This is a genomic window from Bradyrhizobium sp. CCBAU 051011 (assembly GCF_009930815.1).
Taxonomy (GTDB): domain Bacteria; phylum Pseudomonadota; class Alphaproteobacteria; order Rhizobiales; family Xanthobacteraceae; genus Bradyrhizobium.
Genome location: NZ_CP022222.1, coordinates 8,694,051 through 8,710,241, shown reverse-complemented (window position 1 = coordinate 8,710,241; position 16,191 = coordinate 8,694,051). Strand labels below are relative to the sequence as shown.

14 protein-coding genes are annotated in these 16,191 nt (G+C 63.4%); 8 read left to right on the top strand and 6 right to left on the bottom strand.

What is annotated here, in order from left to right:
- The first annotated feature begins 47 nt into the window (after positions 1-47).
- Both ACH79_RS40965 and ACH79_RS40960 read left to right on the top strand, forming a co-directional pair.
- Entirely contained in the window at positions 48-2,357 is a 2,310-nt protein-coding gene (locus tag ACH79_RS40965) for a xanthine dehydrogenase family protein molybdopterin-binding subunit (RefSeq protein ID WP_161855823.1), read from the top strand.
- 101 nt (positions 2,358-2,458) lie between these two features.
- On the top strand, positions 2,459-2,902 hold the full coding sequence (locus ACH79_RS40960) for a cytochrome c (protein ID WP_161855822.1): 444 nt from the start codon (positions 2,459-2,461) through the stop codon (positions 2,900-2,902).
- A 236-nt stretch (positions 2,903-3,138) separates the two neighbouring features.
- Here the strand turns inward: ACH79_RS40960 and ACH79_RS40955 are convergent, their stop codons facing one another.
- Positions 3,139-3,561, bottom strand: a complete 423-nt coding sequence (locus tag ACH79_RS40955; RefSeq protein ID WP_161855821.1) for a CHRD domain-containing protein — start codon at positions 3,559-3,561, stop codon at positions 3,139-3,141.
- A gap of 169 nt (positions 3,562-3,730) precedes the next feature.
- On the opposite strand from ACH79_RS40955, the gene ACH79_RS40950 reads away from it, so the two are divergent.
- A complete protein-coding gene (locus ACH79_RS40950; RefSeq protein ID WP_161855820.1) occupies positions 3,731-4,654 on the top strand; it encodes a cytochrome c in 924 nt (307 codons plus the stop codon).
- A 24-nt stretch (positions 4,655-4,678) separates the two neighbouring features.
- On the opposite strand, the gene ACH79_RS40945 is transcribed toward ACH79_RS40950, so the two are convergent.
- The 3 genes from ACH79_RS40945 to ACH79_RS40935 form a co-directional block, all read right to left on the bottom strand.
- Positions 4,679-5,491 carry a J domain-containing protein gene (locus tag ACH79_RS40945; protein ID WP_161855819.1) on the bottom strand — a complete coding sequence of 271 codons (813 nt, stop codon included), beginning with the start codon at positions 5,489-5,491 and terminating at the stop codon, positions 4,679-4,681.
- 269 nt (positions 5,492-5,760) lie between these two features.
- Positions 5,761-6,837 (bottom strand): Ldh family oxidoreductase, encoded by a 1,077-nt coding sequence (locus ACH79_RS40940; protein ID WP_246738333.1) that lies wholly within the window; start codon positions 6,835-6,837, stop codon positions 5,761-5,763.
- A 64-nt stretch (positions 6,838-6,901) separates the two neighbouring features.
- Positions 6,902-7,147 (bottom strand): Lrp/AsnC ligand binding domain-containing protein, encoded by a 246-nt coding sequence (locus ACH79_RS40935; protein ID WP_029583462.1) that lies wholly within the window; start codon positions 7,145-7,147, stop codon positions 6,902-6,904.
- 132 nt (positions 7,148-7,279) lie between these two features.
- On the opposite strand from ACH79_RS40935, the gene thiD reads away from it, so the two are divergent.
- The 4 genes from thiD (at position 7,280) to ACH79_RS40915 (ending at position 11,170) form a co-directional block, all read left to right on the top strand.
- Positions 7,280-8,080 carry a bifunctional hydroxymethylpyrimidine kinase/phosphomethylpyrimidine kinase gene (gene thiD, locus ACH79_RS40930; protein WP_161855818.1) on the top strand — a complete coding sequence of 267 codons (801 nt, stop codon included), beginning with the start codon at positions 7,280-7,282 and terminating at the stop codon, positions 8,078-8,080.
- A gap of 179 nt (positions 8,081-8,259) precedes the next feature.
- Positions 8,260-9,072: a UDP-2,3-diacylglucosamine diphosphatase gene (locus ACH79_RS40925; protein WP_161855817.1), complete on the top strand. Its 813-nt coding sequence runs from the start codon at positions 8,260-8,262 to the stop codon at positions 9,070-9,072.
- Positions 9,069-10,127 (top strand): glycosyltransferase family 1 protein, encoded by a 1,059-nt coding sequence (locus tag ACH79_RS40920; protein WP_161855816.1) that lies wholly within the window; start codon positions 9,069-9,071, stop codon positions 10,125-10,127. Before ACH79_RS40925 ends, ACH79_RS40920 begins: the two co-directional genes overlap by 4 nt.
- Positions 10,128-10,180: 53 nt before the next feature.
- Entirely contained in the window at positions 10,181-11,170 is a 990-nt protein-coding gene (locus ACH79_RS40915; RefSeq protein WP_057836636.1) for a threonine/serine dehydratase, read from the top strand.
- 71 nt (positions 11,171-11,241) lie between these two features.
- On the opposite strand, the gene ACH79_RS40910 is transcribed toward ACH79_RS40915, so the two are convergent.
- A complete protein-coding gene (locus ACH79_RS40910) occupies positions 11,242-12,894 on the bottom strand; it encodes a caspase family protein (protein WP_161855815.1) in 1,653 nt (550 codons plus the stop codon).
- A 171-nt stretch (positions 12,895-13,065) separates the two neighbouring features.
- Here ACH79_RS40910 and ACH79_RS40905 point away from each other — a divergent pair, with 171 nt between their 5' ends.
- The gene (locus ACH79_RS40905) at positions 13,066-14,100 is read left to right on the top strand and encodes an AI-2E family transporter (RefSeq protein WP_161855814.1); all 1,035 of its coding nucleotides are present in this window, start codon (positions 13,066-13,068) and stop codon (positions 14,098-14,100) included.
- A gap of 96 nt (positions 14,101-14,196) precedes the next feature.
- On the opposite strand, the gene ACH79_RS40900 is transcribed toward ACH79_RS40905, so the two are convergent.
- Positions 14,197-14,406, bottom strand: a complete 210-nt coding sequence (locus ACH79_RS40900) for a PRC-barrel domain-containing protein (protein WP_161855813.1) — start codon at positions 14,404-14,406, stop codon at positions 14,197-14,199.
- Positions 14,407-16,191: the final 1,785 nt, after the last annotated feature.

Below are 16,191 nucleotides of genomic sequence, written 5' to 3'. Positions count from 1 at the left end.
CGCGATAACGTTTCAAGTCACGACGCGCTAATGGAATTGGAGATACGATGGCAGCTCCCATCAAATTCGGCGTCGGTCAAAGCGTTCTTCGCAAGGAAGACGACGCGCTCATTCGCGGCAAGGGCCGCTATACCGACGACCATTCGCCACAGCCGGCGTTGCACGCGCTAATGCTGCGCTCGCCGCATGCGCACGCGAAATTCACCCTCAACGTCACCAAGGCCCGCGGGATGCCGGGCGTGTCGTTGATTCTGACCGCGGCCGAGGTCGGCGATCTCGGCGATCTGCCATGCCTGTTCAATCTGGAAGTCGACCCGTTTACCGGCCCGCCATACCCGATCCTCGCCAAGGACGAGGTGCGCCATGTCGGCGATGCCGTGGCCTTCGTGGTTGCCGATTCCATCGACCAGGCGCGCGATGCGATCGAGGCGATCGACGTCAAATGGACGCCGCTTCCGTCCGTGGTCGGTGTCGTCAACGCCGTCAAGCAGGGCGCGCCACAGGTCTGGCCCGACAAGCCCGGCAACGTGCTGTTTGACGTGCCGGTTGGCGACAAGAAGGCGGCTGAGGCCGCCTTTGCCAAGGCGCACGCGGTCGCCGAAGTAACGATCGTCAATCCGCGCGTCATCACCAACTTCATGGAAACGCGCGCAGCGGTCGCCGAATACGACGCCAAGCGCGATCACCTGACGCTGACGATCGGCAGCCAGGGCAGCCATCGCCTGCGCGAAATCCTGTGCGGGATGGTGCTGAAGATACCGATGGAAAAGATGCGGGTGATCTGCCCCGACGTCGGCGGCGGCTTCGGCACCAAACTGTTTCCCTACCGCGAATACGCCCTGATTTCGGTCGCCGCGAAGAAGCTGCGCAAGACCATCAAGTGGACCGCCGACCGCTCCGATCATTTCATGGGCGATGCGCAGGGCCGCGACAACGTCACCACCGCGAAGATGGCGCTGGCCGAGGACGGCAAATTCCTCGGCATGGACGTCGACCTGATGGGCGACATGGGCGCCTATCTCTCGACCTTCGGGCCGTACATCCCGCACGGCGGCGCCGGCATGCTGCCGGGTCTCTACGACATCCAGGCCTTCCACTGCCGTGTCCGTACCGTGTTCACCAACACTGTGCCGGTCGACGCCTATCGCGGCGCCGGCCGTCCCGAAGCGGCGTATGTGGTCGAACGCCTGGTCGACGCGGCGGCACGCAAGCTCGGAATGACGCCGGATGCTATCAGGCGCAAGAATTTCATTCCGCCGAAGGCGATGCCCTACAAGACTGCGACCGGGAAGGTCTACGATTCCGGCGACTTCACCGCGCACATGAAGCGTGCGATGGAAGTCGCGGGCTGGAAGGAGTTTCCCAAGCGCGCCAAGGCGGCGAAGAAGGCCGGCCTCGTACGCGGCATCGGCATGTCCTGCTATGTCGAGATCTGCGGCACTATGGGCGAGGAGACCGCCAATGTCGCGCTCGATCCCAATGGCGACATCAACATCCTGATCGGCACCCAGTCGAGCGGGCAGGGGCACCAGACGGCCTACGCGCAGCTCGTCGCCGAGCAGTTCGGCGTGCCGCCGGAGCGCGTCCATGTGCTGCAGGGCGACACCGACAAGATCGCGACCGGTCTCGGCACCGGTGGCTCGGCGTCGATCCCGACCGGCGGCGTCAGCGTCGAGCGCGCCACGCGCGAACTCGGCGCCAAGCTGAAGGAGATCGCGGCGGAAGCGCTGGAGACCAGCGCCGGCGACCTCGAGATCAGCAATGGCGTCGTGCGCATCGCCGGCACCGATCGTTCGATCAGCTTCGCCGACCTCGCGAAGCGTCCCGGCGTCGATCCCTCGAAACTGAATGCGAGCGCGACGTTTGCGCAGGCCGACGGCACCTATCCGAACGGCACGCATCTTGCCGAAGTCGAGATCGATCCCGCGACCGGCATCATCAAGATCGTCAACTACGTCATCGTCGACGATTTCGGCGTCACGCTCAATCCGCTGCTGCTCGCCGGCCAGGTGCATGGCGGGGCGATGCAGGGGATTGGCCAGGCGTTGATGGAGCAGGCGGTCTACAGCGCAACCGACGGCCAGCTCGTCACCGGCACCTTCATGGATTATGCGGTGCCGCGTGCTTCCGACGGTCCGTCATTCCATTTCGAAACGCACAACGTGCCGTGCACGACCAATCCGCTCGGCGTCAAGGGTGCGGGCGAGGCCGGCGCGATCGGCTCCTGTCCCGCGGTGGTCAATGCGATCATCGAGGGGTTGTGGCGCGAGTACAAGATCGACCACATCGATATGCCGGCCACGGCCGAACGGGTCTGGATCGCGATCCGCGAGGCGCAGAAGCAGCATAATCTCTGATATTTTGTCGCATGCGGAATGATGCGCCGGGTGCGGTGTTTACAAACAGTCGGTCCGCACTTTGGGGCCGATACAAACCCGAATTGAAGGGGGATTAGCCAATGAAGCGGATCGTCGTCGTCGTAGCTGTGCTTGCATTCAGTGCCGGTGCGGTCGTTGCACAGCAGGATCAGGTCAAGCGGACCCAAGCCATGATGAAGGACAATGGCAAGAACGCCGGCGCGTTGTCGGCGATGGTCAAGGGCGAAAAGCCCTATGATCAGGCGACCGTCAACGCCGCGATCGGCCAGTTCGACGACACCGCCAAGAACCTTCCTACATTGTTTCCTGCCAGCCTCAAGGGCGTGAAGTTCGAGGGGGACTACAGCCCGTCACCGAAGATCTGGAGCGACAAGGCCGGTTTCGACGCAGCCATTGCAAGCTTCGCCAAAACGGTCACCGAGGCCAAGGCAAAGATCAAGGACCTGGATTCGCTGAAAGCAACCATGCCCGCGATCGGTAAGGAATGCAGCAACTGCCATGAGACCTTCCGCGTGAAAGGCTGATGATTGGTCGTCCCGGCCCTGTGCGCAATTGCGCATAAGGAGCCGGGACCCATACGCCGCGGCGGCTATTGTCGAGTATGATCGCCGACGGCGTCGCTCAACAATAGACGACCGGGATTATGGGTCCCGGCGTTCGCCGGGACGACGATTTGTTGTTACTGTCTTCAGTGCGACTAAAACGAAAAAGGCAGACGCTTGATGCGTCCGCCTTTTTTGCTTCGGCGCAAATGCGAAGTCTACTTCGTTACCTGGCCGCGGATTTCGCCGCCCGGATTGGCTGCGGTGTGGATGTTGATGTAGTACTTGCCGCCCACGAGGTCGGCGGCCTGCGCATCGGTCAGGGTCGCGCTGCCCTCGACCGGACTCGACGTCGCATTGGGAATCGCGACCGCGACGCCGGCATTCTTGCCAGCTTCGGCCGGGCCGTGGAAATGCGCGGCAGTGGCAGGACCGGACAGGCCGGAATAGCTAAGCTTCCAGCTCAGCTTCTTGCTGGCGGGATCGTAGTCGATGTCGGCCGTACCGGTGGCCGTGCTGGTGTTGGGCGGCACCTGGGCCTTGCCGTCGAGCGTCGCCTTCATCTTGTCGGCAGACGCGGGTCCGGCAAAAGCAACGGCTGCCCCCAGCGCAAGCATGACAAGCATGGTCTTGTTCGACATGGTGTTTCTCCCTGTTGATTAAGAAGCGGGCCGTGTCAGCCTCAAAACAACGACTTTCCGGATTTATTCCCCGAACGGCGGCCATGACATCAGCAATTTCGTGGAAGCTTATGGCGCGATGTGCGTTCATACTGTCATCGAATTGAGACTCCTGACGATGGATCGGTGAATGCTGCGACGAATTCTCCTTGGCTTGATCTTCGTGGGCGTCGCTGGCGCCGGAATCTTCTGGTGGCTGACGATCCCGGCGGTGATTGCCCCGGGCTCGCTGGCTCCTCGCACGCCGAACCTGGCCAATGGTGCTGCAACGTTCAATGCCGGCGGCTGTTCCTCCTGCCACGCCGTTCCCAACCAGCCGGACCGGCTGAAGCTCGGCGGCGGGCTTGCAATGCCTTCGCCGTTCGGAACGTTTTACGTTCCCAACATCTCGTCCGATCCCACTTACGGTATTGGCCGATGGAGCGAAGCGGATTTCGTGACTGCGGTGCTCAAGGGGACTTCGCCGGATGGCACGCATTATTTTCCGGCTTTTCCCTATGCGTCCTATCAGCATGCGACGGTCGAGGACGTCCGCGATCTCTTTGCCTATCTGAAGACGCTTGCGCCGGTGACCGGCAAACCGCGCGACCACGACGTGCCGTTTCCATTCAGTATCCGCCGCAATGTCGGAATCTGGAAATGGCTGTTCATGGACGGCAAGCCCATCACGGCGGACGCCTCGCGTTCTCCGTCCTGGAATCGCGGCGCTTATCTCGTCAACGGTATGGGCCATTGCGCCGAGTGCCACAGCCCGCGCAATTTCCTGGGCGGCATCGTCGAGGCGCAGCGCTTCGCCGGCGGGCCCAATCCGGAGGGCGAGGGCTGGGTACCCAACATCACCCAGAAGAGACTGGCCGAGTGGAGCGCAAATGACATCGCCTACTTCCTCGAAACCGGACAAACGCCCGATGGCGACACCGCCGGCGGATCGATGGTGCGCGTGATCAAGAATACGTCGCAGTTGTCGCCGGAGGATCGCGCCGCGATTGCGGAATATGTGAAGTCGCTGCCTGCAGTCGAGGGACCGCCGCGGCCGAAGAAGAAGGAAGGCTGAGAGCGCGGAAAGCCTTGCGCGCCGTCAGGGCGTCAGGGCCGCGGTGACCGGTTCTCGCCTTTCCCTTTCCGGCAGGGAGGGCACGATGGTCAGCGGCTTTTGCGGCACCGGCGCGGGCGTGGCGGTCTTGCTGCGCCTCAAATCCGCAGCACGCTTGGCGGCTGCAATGTCGGCAGACGGGCGGTCGAAATCGTCCACCCGGTACAGCACGAAGCCGCGATCCAAATAGGCGGCTGCGAAGCGCGGATAATACTGAACGCCCAGATTGTATGTGGCGAAAGCCGGCACCGGCTCGAAGCGGCCGACCGGCGCGGCGCCCGCTTCCTTTACTGCCGGCGCTGCGGAGGTCAGCGTGACCGCGCCGGTCGAAATCTCTCCACCGCGCGGGGAATGGGCCTCGTCCTGCACCGGGGTGTCGGGCAGCAGCGCCAAAACTTCCTGCGCGCGGCCGGTGGTCCTGTCGGCCAGCATTTCCGCGGCGCCAGGTGGCGTCGAAAAAAGCCCGAACAGGACGTAGCCGCCCACCAGCACCGCCGAAATGACCGAGGCCGCCATCGTGTTGGAGGCGAGCTTGTGCACCCTCTCGTAGGTACGCGTTGTCTTCGTCGTGGGGGACGGCTGCAGCGCAATGGCGAGCAGTTCATCGTAGGTCGCGCGCTGCTCGGCATCGTTCAGGATGTCATAGGCGCGCACGAGCTCCCTGAACCTCAGCGCGGCATCTGGATTGTCGGGATTGATATCGGGATGCGTCGCCTTCGCGGCCTTGCGGAACGCCGTCCGCAATCCCTCGGCGTTATCGCTCGGAAGGGCTCCGAGCAAATCGTACAGCGTCCCCATGGTGGTACTCGCGACTACTCCCCCCGGAACGTCCGCCGCCGCGGAACTCCCGATTGACGACGCCCCAGATAATGAAAAATATCAAGGCGGTAGGATGATCCTGTTATGGCAAAAGCATGCCATGGTTAACGTCGTCACCGTGCATTGCGGTAAATCAGTGCCGTTTTGTGCAGCAGGGGTTGCTGAGGGCGCCCCGGGGTCAACTTCCCGCAAGGCTATCCAATGGGCCGGCCGGTGCCGGTCGGCAGCCTCGACCGCCAGCCACAGGCCTAGTCTCCAAGCCGCGATATTCCCAGGTCGTCGGCGACCTGGTCCAGTGCGCGCAATAGCGCCGGGGCGACGGGAATTCCTGCGCTTGTCCGCTTCATCCGCGTTTCATGGCTGCGTTCGCCGGGCATCCAGATGCGGTCTACACCCGGGATGCGCTCGCTGTTGCGGAAATCGCGCACCAGCGCATCGACGCTTCGCTTGAAGACGGCGACGTCGCCGAAAGCGGCGACGTTGATCGCGGCGATCGCCTGTCCGGTGTTGGTGACGCTGTCGTCATCGTGGTTGAAGTCGATGACCTCGCGGCCCATCGCGGCGCCGCCGAGCGTGCCCGCGAGCAGGCCGATGATCATCGCCAGCCCATAGCCCTTGTATCCGGCCTCCATGCCGCCGAGCGGCAGCAGCATGCCTTCGTCAGCGCGCCTCGGATCGGTCAGCGGCCGACCTTTGCGGTCGATCATCCAGCCCTCCGGCATGGTCTCGCCGCGCAACGCCTTGGTCTTCACCTTGCCGTAGGCGGCGACCGTCGTCGCCATGTCGAGCACGATCGGCTTTTCCTCGCCGGCCGGAATCGCCGCCGCGATCGGATTGGTCGACAGCAGCATGTCGAGGCCGCCCCAGGGCGGAAGGTGGTTGGCATTGCCGACTGCGAAATAGAGCCCGATCATGTCATGGGCCAGCGGCATCGTGGCGTAGAGCGAGGCGGGGCCGGCATGGTTTGAGAACTGCGAGTTGACCCAGCCGATGCCGGTGGTCCGCGCTTTTTCGATCGCCATCCCGGCGGCGCGTTTCATGACGAGATGGCCCATGCCGTTGTCGCCATTAAGCACGGCCGTGCTGGCGTGCTCGTGCACGACATGGATGTTCGGCCGGACGTTGAAGCCGCCGGCCTCGATCCGCCTGATGTATTGCGGCAACCGGCTGACGCCATGCCCGTCCGACCCCTGCAGGTCGGCCGCCGCCATCAGCGCCGCGACCTCTGCGGCGTCAATGTCCGGCAAGCCGACCGCGGTGAGCGCGTGCTGAATGAAGGCCTTCAGCCGGTCGAAAGTAACTGACGTCTCGGACAGGACGGGCACTCCCGTAAGGCCCGCGGGCGTGGCCGCGCCGGGCGAAGTCGACGGCGATGTGCGGGCGGGGCCGCTAGCCCGTGCCGAACGCCTTGAAGGTGATGATGGTGTGGGTGTCCTGGATACCCGGAATCACCTGCACCTTCTCGTTGACGAAATGGCCGATGTCGGTGTCGTTGTCGACGTAGAACTTGACCAGCAGATCGTAATCGCCGGCGGTGGAATAGATCTCCGAGGCGATCTCGGCCTCGGCGAGCGCATTGGCGACGGCGTAGGACTGGCCGAGCTTGCATTTGAACTGGACGAAGAAGGGAACCATCGCTGTCGTCTCCGAATAAATTGGCCCCAATAGGCCAAAAACCGCCGGTCATGGCAAGCCAGCTTGCTGCACACGGCCGGGCGCGGTAGGACAATCCATGATCCCCAACACGCCAACTGCGCGAGGCTTGCGGTGACGACGCCGATCGCCCTGACCATCGCCGGCTCCGATTCCTCTGGCGGCGCCGGTATCCAGGCCGACCTGAAGACGTTTGCTGCGCTCGGCGTCTACGGTGCCTCCGTAATCACGGCGCTGACAGCGCAGAATACCCAGGGCGTCAGCGGCATCCATCAGGTGCCGGCTGAATTCGTCACCGCGCAGATCGACGCGGTGTTTTCCGATCTCGTCGTCGGTGCGGTCAAGATCGGCATGGTGGCGCATCCGCCTGTCATCGATGCCATCGTCGCGGGGCTTGCGCGCTGGTCGCCGAAGCACGTCGTGCTCGATCCCGTGATGGTCGCAACTTCGGGCGACCGGTTGCTCGCCGCCGAAGCCGTCGAGGCGCTGCGGACAAAACTGATTCCGTTGGCATCGGTGATCACGCCGAATCTGCCGGAGGCGGCGGCGCTGCTCGATGAAGCCGTGGCGGCGGACGAAGCCGCGGTCGAGCAACAGGGCAAGCGTTTGCTCGGGCTGGGGTGCAAGGCGGCCCTGATCAAGGGCGGCCACGGCGAGGGCGCCGAGAGCATCGACTATCTGATCGGCGCGAATGGCGCGATCGCGCTGGCCGCGCCGCGCATCGCGACGAAGAACACCCACGGCACCGGCTGCTCGTTATCCTCGGCGATTGCGGCGGGGCTCGCGAGGGGGGAGGGCATGGAGACCGCCGTGCGCAACGCCAAGGCGTGGGTGACCGCCGCGATTGCAGCGGCAGACCGGTTCAGCGTTGGGCATGGCCACGGCCCGGTGCATCATTTTCACAAGTTTTATTAAGCGTCTCCGTTGTCCCTGCGAACGCGGGGACGACGTCGAGATATCGCCGCCGCGATGTCGCTTGCCTGTCGCATCGCGCTGCTATCCGCAAACTGCGGGGCGCGACATTGATTCTCGTGGGGCTATGGGTCGCGTGAACTAGTCATCGCCCTGTCACAGAAATCTGTCAGGGGACAGGCATGGGTAGTGACGCCTTGAGTGAAGAGAGCCCGGAACGGCGCTTTCGTACCTTGTTCATCTCCGATGTCCATCTCGGGGCCCGCGGCTCGCAAGCGGATCGATTGCTGGATTTTCTCAGAACCCACGACGCCGACACCATCTATCTGGTCGGCGACATCGTCGATGGCTGGGCGCTGAAGTCGAGCTGGTACTGGCCGCAATCGCATAACGACTTCGTGCAGAAGATGCTGCGCAAGGCGCGCAAGGGCGCCAAGGTCATCTACGTGCCGGGCAATCACGACGAATTCCTGCGCAACTATTACGGCACCCATTTCGGCGGCATCGATGTGGTGGAGAACACCATTCACACCGGCGTCGACGGCAAGCGCTACCTCGTCATCCACGGCGACATCTTCGATCTCGTGGTGCAGAACGCGCGCTGGCTCGCCCATCTCGGCGACAAGGCCTACGACTTCGCCATCCAGATGAACCGTCTGGTCAACTTCTTCCGCCGCATGTTCGGCGTGCCCTATTGGTCGCTGTCGCAATGGGCGAAGCTGAAGGTCAAGAATGCCGTGAACTATATCGGCGCGTTCGAACAGACGCTGGCCGGTGAAGCGCGGCGGCACGGCGCCGACGGCGTGATCTGCGGCCACATCCATTACGCCACCATCCGCGACGAGCATGGCATCCGCTACATGAATTGCGGCGACTGGGTGGAGAGCTGTACCGCGCTCGCCGAGCACGAGGACGGCCGGTTCGAGATCATCACCTGGACCGATCCGGTGCGAAGGGCTGCGCCGGTTCCCCGCGTCGCGGCGCGCGCCGCATGACGCATATCCTGGTCGCAACCGATGCGTGGCATCCCCAGGTCAACGGGGTGGTGCGCACGCTGACCGCAATGGCGGAAGCGGCCAGGGGACTTGGTGTCGAGGTGAGTTTCCTGACGCCGCAATCGTTTCGCACCTTTGCGATGCCGAGCTATCCCGACCTGCGGCTGGCTCTGCCGTATCCAGCAAAAATCGCGCGATTGATCAAAGCGGCAAGGCCCGACAGCATTCATATCGCGACCGAGGGCCCGATCGGGCTTCTGGTGCGGCGCTATTGCCGCAAGCATGGCTTGCCGTTTACCACGAGCTTTCACACCCGGTTTCCCGAATATGTCTCGGCGCGCTCGCCAATCCCGGAATCATGGGTGTGGAAGGCGCTTCAGTGGTTTCATCGGCCGAGCCGGGCGGTGATGGCGGCGACGCCGGCGCTGGCAGCCGAATTGCGGATGCGCGGGTTTCGCAACGTGGTGCAGTGGTCGCGCGGGGTCGATACCTCGCTATTCCATCCGCGCAGCACCGATCTCTGCCTGCCGATGCCGGTCTATCTCTGCGTCGGCCGGATCGCGGTGGAGAAGAATCTCGAAGCCTTCCTCGACCTCGATCTGCCTGGCACCAAGCTTATCGTCGGCGATGGACCGGCCCGGATGGCGCTGGAGCGGAAATATCCTGATGCCGTGTTCCTCGGTGCGAGGCACGGCGAGGAACTGGCGGAAATCTACGCAGCCTCCGACGTTTTCGTCTTCCCCAGCCGGACCGACACGTTTGGGCTGGTGCTGCTGGAGGCGCTGGCCAGCGGGCTGCCGGTCGCGGCCTTTCCTGTCACCGGTCCGCGCGACGTGATCGGCGCGGCGCCGGTGGGCGTGCTGAGCGAGGATTTACGGGCCGCCTGCCGGGAGGCGCTGCAGATCTCGCGGGAAGATTGCGTCGAATTCGCCGCCGCCCATACCTGGCAGGCCTCCACGCGGGTTTTCATCGAGCATGCCATGAATTCTCGCCCGGTCGAATCGGAGGGTGAGGCGGCCGAATTTGTGGCGGAAGACCCGCATTTCGCCGCCTGAGATCACCTGAATCTGTATTGCCCGTCGGCCTGCTTGCGCGATACAAAGTATGGATGACGGAAAAAGCCTCAACGGCACCGGTCGGTGCCGCAGATATCGACGCGGCGGCGCGGGTAGTTGCCCCGTTCGCGGTGCGGACGCCGCTCTTGTCGTTCCCCGTTCTCAACGAGCGCGTCGGCACCAAGGTCTTTCTCAAGCCTGAAATGCTGCAGCGGACCGGATCGTTCAAGTTCCGCGGCGCCTTCAACAAGCTGGCCTCGATCCCGCAGGACAAGCGGGGCGGCGGGGTCGTTGCGTTCTCTTCCGGAAACCATGCCCAGGGCGTGGCGGCGGCGGCGCAGATCCTCAACATGCAGGCGACGATCGTGATGCCTGCGGATTCTCCGGTCACCAAGCGCGAGCGCACCAAGGGCTACGGCGCCGAGGTGGTGCTCTACGACCGCGACAAGGAAGACCGCGAAGCCATTGCCAACGGCATCGCCAGCAAGCGCGGTGCGACGCTGGTCCGCCCCTATGACGATCCCTTCGTGATCGCCGGGCAGGGCACCGCGGGCCGCGAGATCGCCGAGGACATGGCGGCGCTCGGGCTCAGCCCCGATATCGTGGTGGCTCCGGCGTCGGGCGGCGGGCTGATCGCCGGCGTTGCGACGGCGGTGAAGTCAAAATTTCCGCAAGCGCAGGTGATCGTCGCCGAGCCGAAGGACTATGACGATCACGGCCTGTCGCTGCGCGCCGGCCATCGCGAGGCCCATCACGCCGCCGGCCGCACCATCTGCGATGCGCTGATGGCGGCGATGCCGGGCGAACTCACCTTCTCAATCAACAGCAAGCTGCTGGCGAACGGCGTGACCGCCTCCGACGAGGAAGTCGGCGCGGCGGTCGCCTATGCCTATCGCGAATTGAAGCTGGTGGTCGAGCCCGGCGGCGCCGTCGGCCTCGCTGCACTGCTCGCCGGACGCATCGACGCCAAGGGCAAGAACGTCGTCATCGTGCTCTCCGGCGGCAATGTTGACGCGGACCTGTTCGCCAAGCTGGTCGCCTGATTCAGCGCTCTAAAAATCAAAACCGGGCAGAGCTTGTGCTCTGCCCGGTTTTTCATTGCGCTGGGTTTGAGTTAGCGCCTGAAGCCGCCCCCCATTCTGCCGAACGAGCCACCACCGAACGAACTGCCACCGAACGAGCTGCGGGACGGACCTGCGGCGAAGCGGTTGAAATTCCCACCACCCATGCCGCCGTTGAATTGGCGCGGCGCGGTTTTGATCATGGGCCGCGAGGTCATCATGGGCCGTGAGGTCAGCATGGGCTTGTTGGCGAACCGCGTCGGATGGCGGTCGAACTTGCCGGGGGAGGTGGCGATCTTGCCGGCATTCCCGCCGTTGTTGACGGAGCCGGGCTTGAACTTCCCAGGCAGGGTGGTGACCTTACCCGCGTTGCCGTTGAGGTTGCCGCCATTGACCGGGTTGATGCCCTTGGCGGGAAGCGTGACGATCTTCGAGGGCATGTGACCGTGGGGGCCGAAATTGCCGCCAAGATTGCCCTTGGAGATGCCGAGGGTGGACACGTTGCCGACGTTGCCCGGCTTGAACGCCGGCGACTGCTTCGCCAGATGCGTGAAGTGCATCAGCGGAACAGCCTTCGGCGCTGTCTGCAGCTTCAGCGCGGACTTGGCGTAGGGACTGCTCGAATAATTGTCATAGAAGGTCTTGTAGGCGAACGGCGAGTTGGCGACGACCGCCTTGTGCCAGGCCGTCGCCACCCGCAGGTTGCCGAGCAGCAGGCGGATGTGGTCGCACAGCGGATCGTGCGGGTAGAGGCGGATGAACTCTTCATAATATTCGGGCGAGCCTTCCGACAGCACGTAATCGTAAGCCTGGCGCGCCGAACGCGACGGCAGGTTCGACGCGACCTGCATGATCGGGCGGCGATCCGGCGCGCGGCCTGCGGCAACCGCGGTATCGCCGAAGAAGTAGAAATCGGCGGTCAGCGAGGAGCTTTCCCACGGCGTCTGCTTGCCGGAGGTGGTATTGTTCACCTCGAGCCGGACGCGCTTGAACAATTGCTCGATCGGCAGATTGGGCTCACGTGCGATATTGAGGAACGCCCTCGTATACGGGCTGTGGTTGCCGTCGCCGTCCTGGGCTTCCATTCCCGGCGCGGTGGAGTAGCCGACGATCGAGCCTCGCGGCGCATCGACGATAGCGAGGCCACGCCCGGCGTCATTGACCTCCGGGAAGGGATTGTTGCGGCAGGCGTCGAGCACGACGATGCGCATCCGGCTCTGGATCGATTCCAGCGTGCCCATCACGTCGACCAGCCGCAGCGAGTTGCCATCGAGATCGGACGGCGAGGAGATCCTTGCGTCGACCGGCAGCAAATAGTTCTCGCCAGCCACCTGCACGCCGTGGCCGGCATAGTAGATCATGGCGACCGCGCCGGGACCACGCTCGGCGACCTTGTTGGAGAAGTCCTGCACCACCCTGACCATGTCGCTGCGCGTCAGGTCGGTCGCCTGGGTGACCTCGAAGCCCGCCGAGTTCAGAAGCTGCGCGATCGATTGCGCGTCGTTGCCGGGATTGGCGAGTTTTGGCGCGGTCTGGTAATTCGAATTGCCGATCACCAGCGCGACGCGCTGGTCGGTCAGCGGCCCTTGCATGCCGTTGCGGATGTCGACGTTCGGCGCTTCGGCGAAAGCCGCACCGGTAACAGCGAAGCTCAACAGGCCTGCCAGCAGGCTGGCACCCAGTAGCAATGGCTTAAAACGGGACATGGCTGCCTCCTCGGGCGGACCTCGTTGCGAGGTTTGCTGCCGGGAAGCTAAGTCAGGTCCGGGTTGCCGTACGTGACCGCGATCACGGTTGCATGCGCCGGCGTCATCGCTCTTGCCGCGGTTCAATGCGGCTGACAATCTCGGATTGCGTGAAGGTCGAAGGAACCCAACATGGGCTTCGGGCTGAAGACCACCACGGGACTCATCGCGGCGGTGCTGGTCACGGCGGCGCTGGCCCAGGCGAGCAAGGTGTTCGCGCCGCTGGCGGCGGCCCTTTTCATCATCGCGATCGTGTGGCCGATCCAGAAGCGGTTGCAGTCCTGGATGCCGAAGCTTGTCGCGCTGGCGATCACAATCGTTGCAACGGTCGCGGTCTGTCTCGGCGTTGCTTCGCTCGCGGCCTGGGGATTTGGTCGTGTCGGCCGATCACTGGTCAGCGATCTGCCGCGGTACCAGGCGCTTTATTCGGCGATGGTGACGTGGCTGGACGGCCACGGCATCTCGGTTGCCGGGCTCTGGGCCGAGCATTTCAACGTCGGCTGGCTGCTGCGCGCGACGCAGCAGGTGACGGCCCGCGTCAATACCACGCTCACCTTCTGGGTGATCGCGCTGGTTTACGTCATGCTCGGGCTTCTCGAAGTCGAGAACATCAGGCGGAATGTCGAACGGTTGGACAACAAGGCCGCAGCCCGCGTGTTGCTCGACGGCAGCGCGGCGACGGCGGCGAAATTCCGCAAGTACCTCGTGGTGCGGACGCAGATGAGCGCGATCACCGGCCTGTTGGTCGGCGCATTTGCGTGGGTAGCCGGATTGCCGTTCGCATTGGAGTGGGGCGTGATCGCCTTCGTGCTCAACTATATCCCGTTCATCGGCCCGTTCGTCGCGACGCTGTTTCCGACATTGCTGGCGATGACGCAGTTCGAGAGCTGGCCGGCGGTGCTCGGTGTCTTCGTCTGCCTGAACGTCATCCAGTTTGCGGTCGGCAGCTACATCGAGCCGCGGGTGGCCGGCTCCATGCTGTCGATTTCGCCTGTTGTCGTGCTGTTCGCGATCTTCTTCTGGACTTTCCTGTGGGGCCTGTTCGGCACCTTCATCGGCGTGCCGATCACGCTCGCTATTCTGACCTTCTGCGCCGCGCATCCGTCGAGCCGCTGGGTCGCCGATCTGTTCGGCGGACCGGATCAGACGAAGCCGGGCAAGCTCTAGCGCGTTTACTCACTCCCGGGGCTTCGCAAGATGCGAGGCATTATGATCCTCTCTCGCCGAGCGCGCGATCTGGGCAGCGCGTAGCCGATGCGAGGTCTAGGGCTCCACAAGCTTGATGGTCGAGACCGGCCATCTTCCATCATGACCTTTGATGGAAATCCGAAGCCCGTGCATTTCGTCGAGCCAAACGTTTTCGACCGTGCCAGCCTTTCCGTCGGTAAGCACGACGGCTTTGCCGATCAATTCGAATTGCGCCGCACCGTACTCATTCAAAATTTTTGACGCACGGCCCTTCACCGATGGCATTGCTCGTCCATGTTCGGCCGAGCCGTCTGCGTCTCAACGGCGACGCTTGTCCCAGTGCTCAGCCGCTGGAATGATCGATGGTGACTGCTTCTCAAATTCGCGGAGCCGGTCGAGTTGCGTTCCAAGGCTCCCCGGGAGTTCCGGCTCTTCTTTCAGGAGCGCGCGTAATCTTTCCCCGATCTCTTGAACGATTGCTCGGCTGTGTTTGGGGTCTATGTCAAGGCGGTTGCGCATAACGAAGCCTCGTTCGGGTAAGAACGCACCAGCATCGGCGCCCACCCCTCCTGCAGATCTCCCGCTTGCGCGCACTGCTGCAATTCTGAACGGAACCGAGACCGCCGCTTTTGGCTATCTGCGCGAGCGCTTGTTTTTGAGAACAGCGGGCCCTGCAGTAGAACCTTTGGCTATCCGCGACATGCGCCGTGAAGTTAACGGCGAGCGACGGTCTCAAGCTTCTAAAGTCTTGGCCAGAGCTTTCGTTCCCTGACTTCTGATCGTGACGCCGTTCGGACGGAACGCCGCGCTCGGCCGGATTGACGAGGGTGCCATCCGGGCGCCGCGCAAGCAGGCGGTCCAGGGCCAGGGTCAAACTGCGCTCTGGAACCAATTTAGAGAGTGTCCGGTTATTCTGTGGAAGCCCATGGAGGAACCATCGCCATGAGGATCGAATATCTTGCTGCAATTGCGATAGTTGCCATTGCCGCTGGTACTGGACTGGTGGTCCAGTCTGTCGGCTCACTGCCGCCCGAAAAGCAGTCCACGCCTGCCACCGCACAATTGGCGACCCTGTTAGCTGAGTCCGTGCATCCGTTTTTGCCTCGGTCCGGAGGCTAACGGATGGCGCAACTCAAGACGCATGGCGGCGCTGCCTAAGTCAATTCGGCCGGCGGTGTTGATCAATTTGGAGGTCACCGTCGCGGCGTGACCGGACACCGATCAAGCATCGTCACTGTCAGCTTCTTCCCACTGCCGTCACGCACGGGCTGCGCAATGAGCCGGCTTGACGGTTGAGTTTTCACCGAGTTCAAACAAACCGATCCTCTATCGCGCGACGATCCCACAATCGCCCCAGGACTGCTGCGCTCCCGCCTCGCTTCTGTCAAACCAGGTTGGCCTCTTCAGCCAATAAGAACCGCGGGGTGGAGTCACCAGATGTTATACTCGCAAAGCCCACCGCTCGCGGAGCAGCAGTGGCCGAGCGCCGAAGAAATTTCGTCGGGCGGGCTTGCGCGCGATCTGGACGTCCGATCCGATCGGCGTATGGGTAGAAGACGCACGAAGTCGTCGGTCGATTCTTCGCATTCCTATCGCTTCGGCGAGGGGCCGGCGACGGGCGGCCGGCCGTCGATTGGCAGGCGAATGACCCGCAGTCTCATCCGGTTTTCTATTACGGTTCTCATCGGTGTCGGCGCTACGCTTGGCTGGCAGTCCTATGGTGATGTAGCAAAGGAGATGGTGGTAGCCCGCGCTCCAGCGCTAGCCTGGTTGTTATCCACTTCGACGACGAAATCCCCGGCCGTGGCAGCAACTTCCCCTGGCCCGGTGCAGCTTGAGCCCCTGGCGTCCAATCTCGATGCCGTGCGGCGCAGCGTAGAGCAACTCGCTAACAAGCAAGAACAGATCGCCCAGACCGTTGCGGCACTGCGCGCTGTTCAGGAGGACATCAGACAGAAGATGTCGGTTACGCCTCCGTCCCCGGCCCAGCAGGCGACCTCCATCCCGCAGCCCAATACTCCGCAACCCAGGGCGCAGTCATCGGCTGTGCAGCCATCGTCGGTGCCTCGC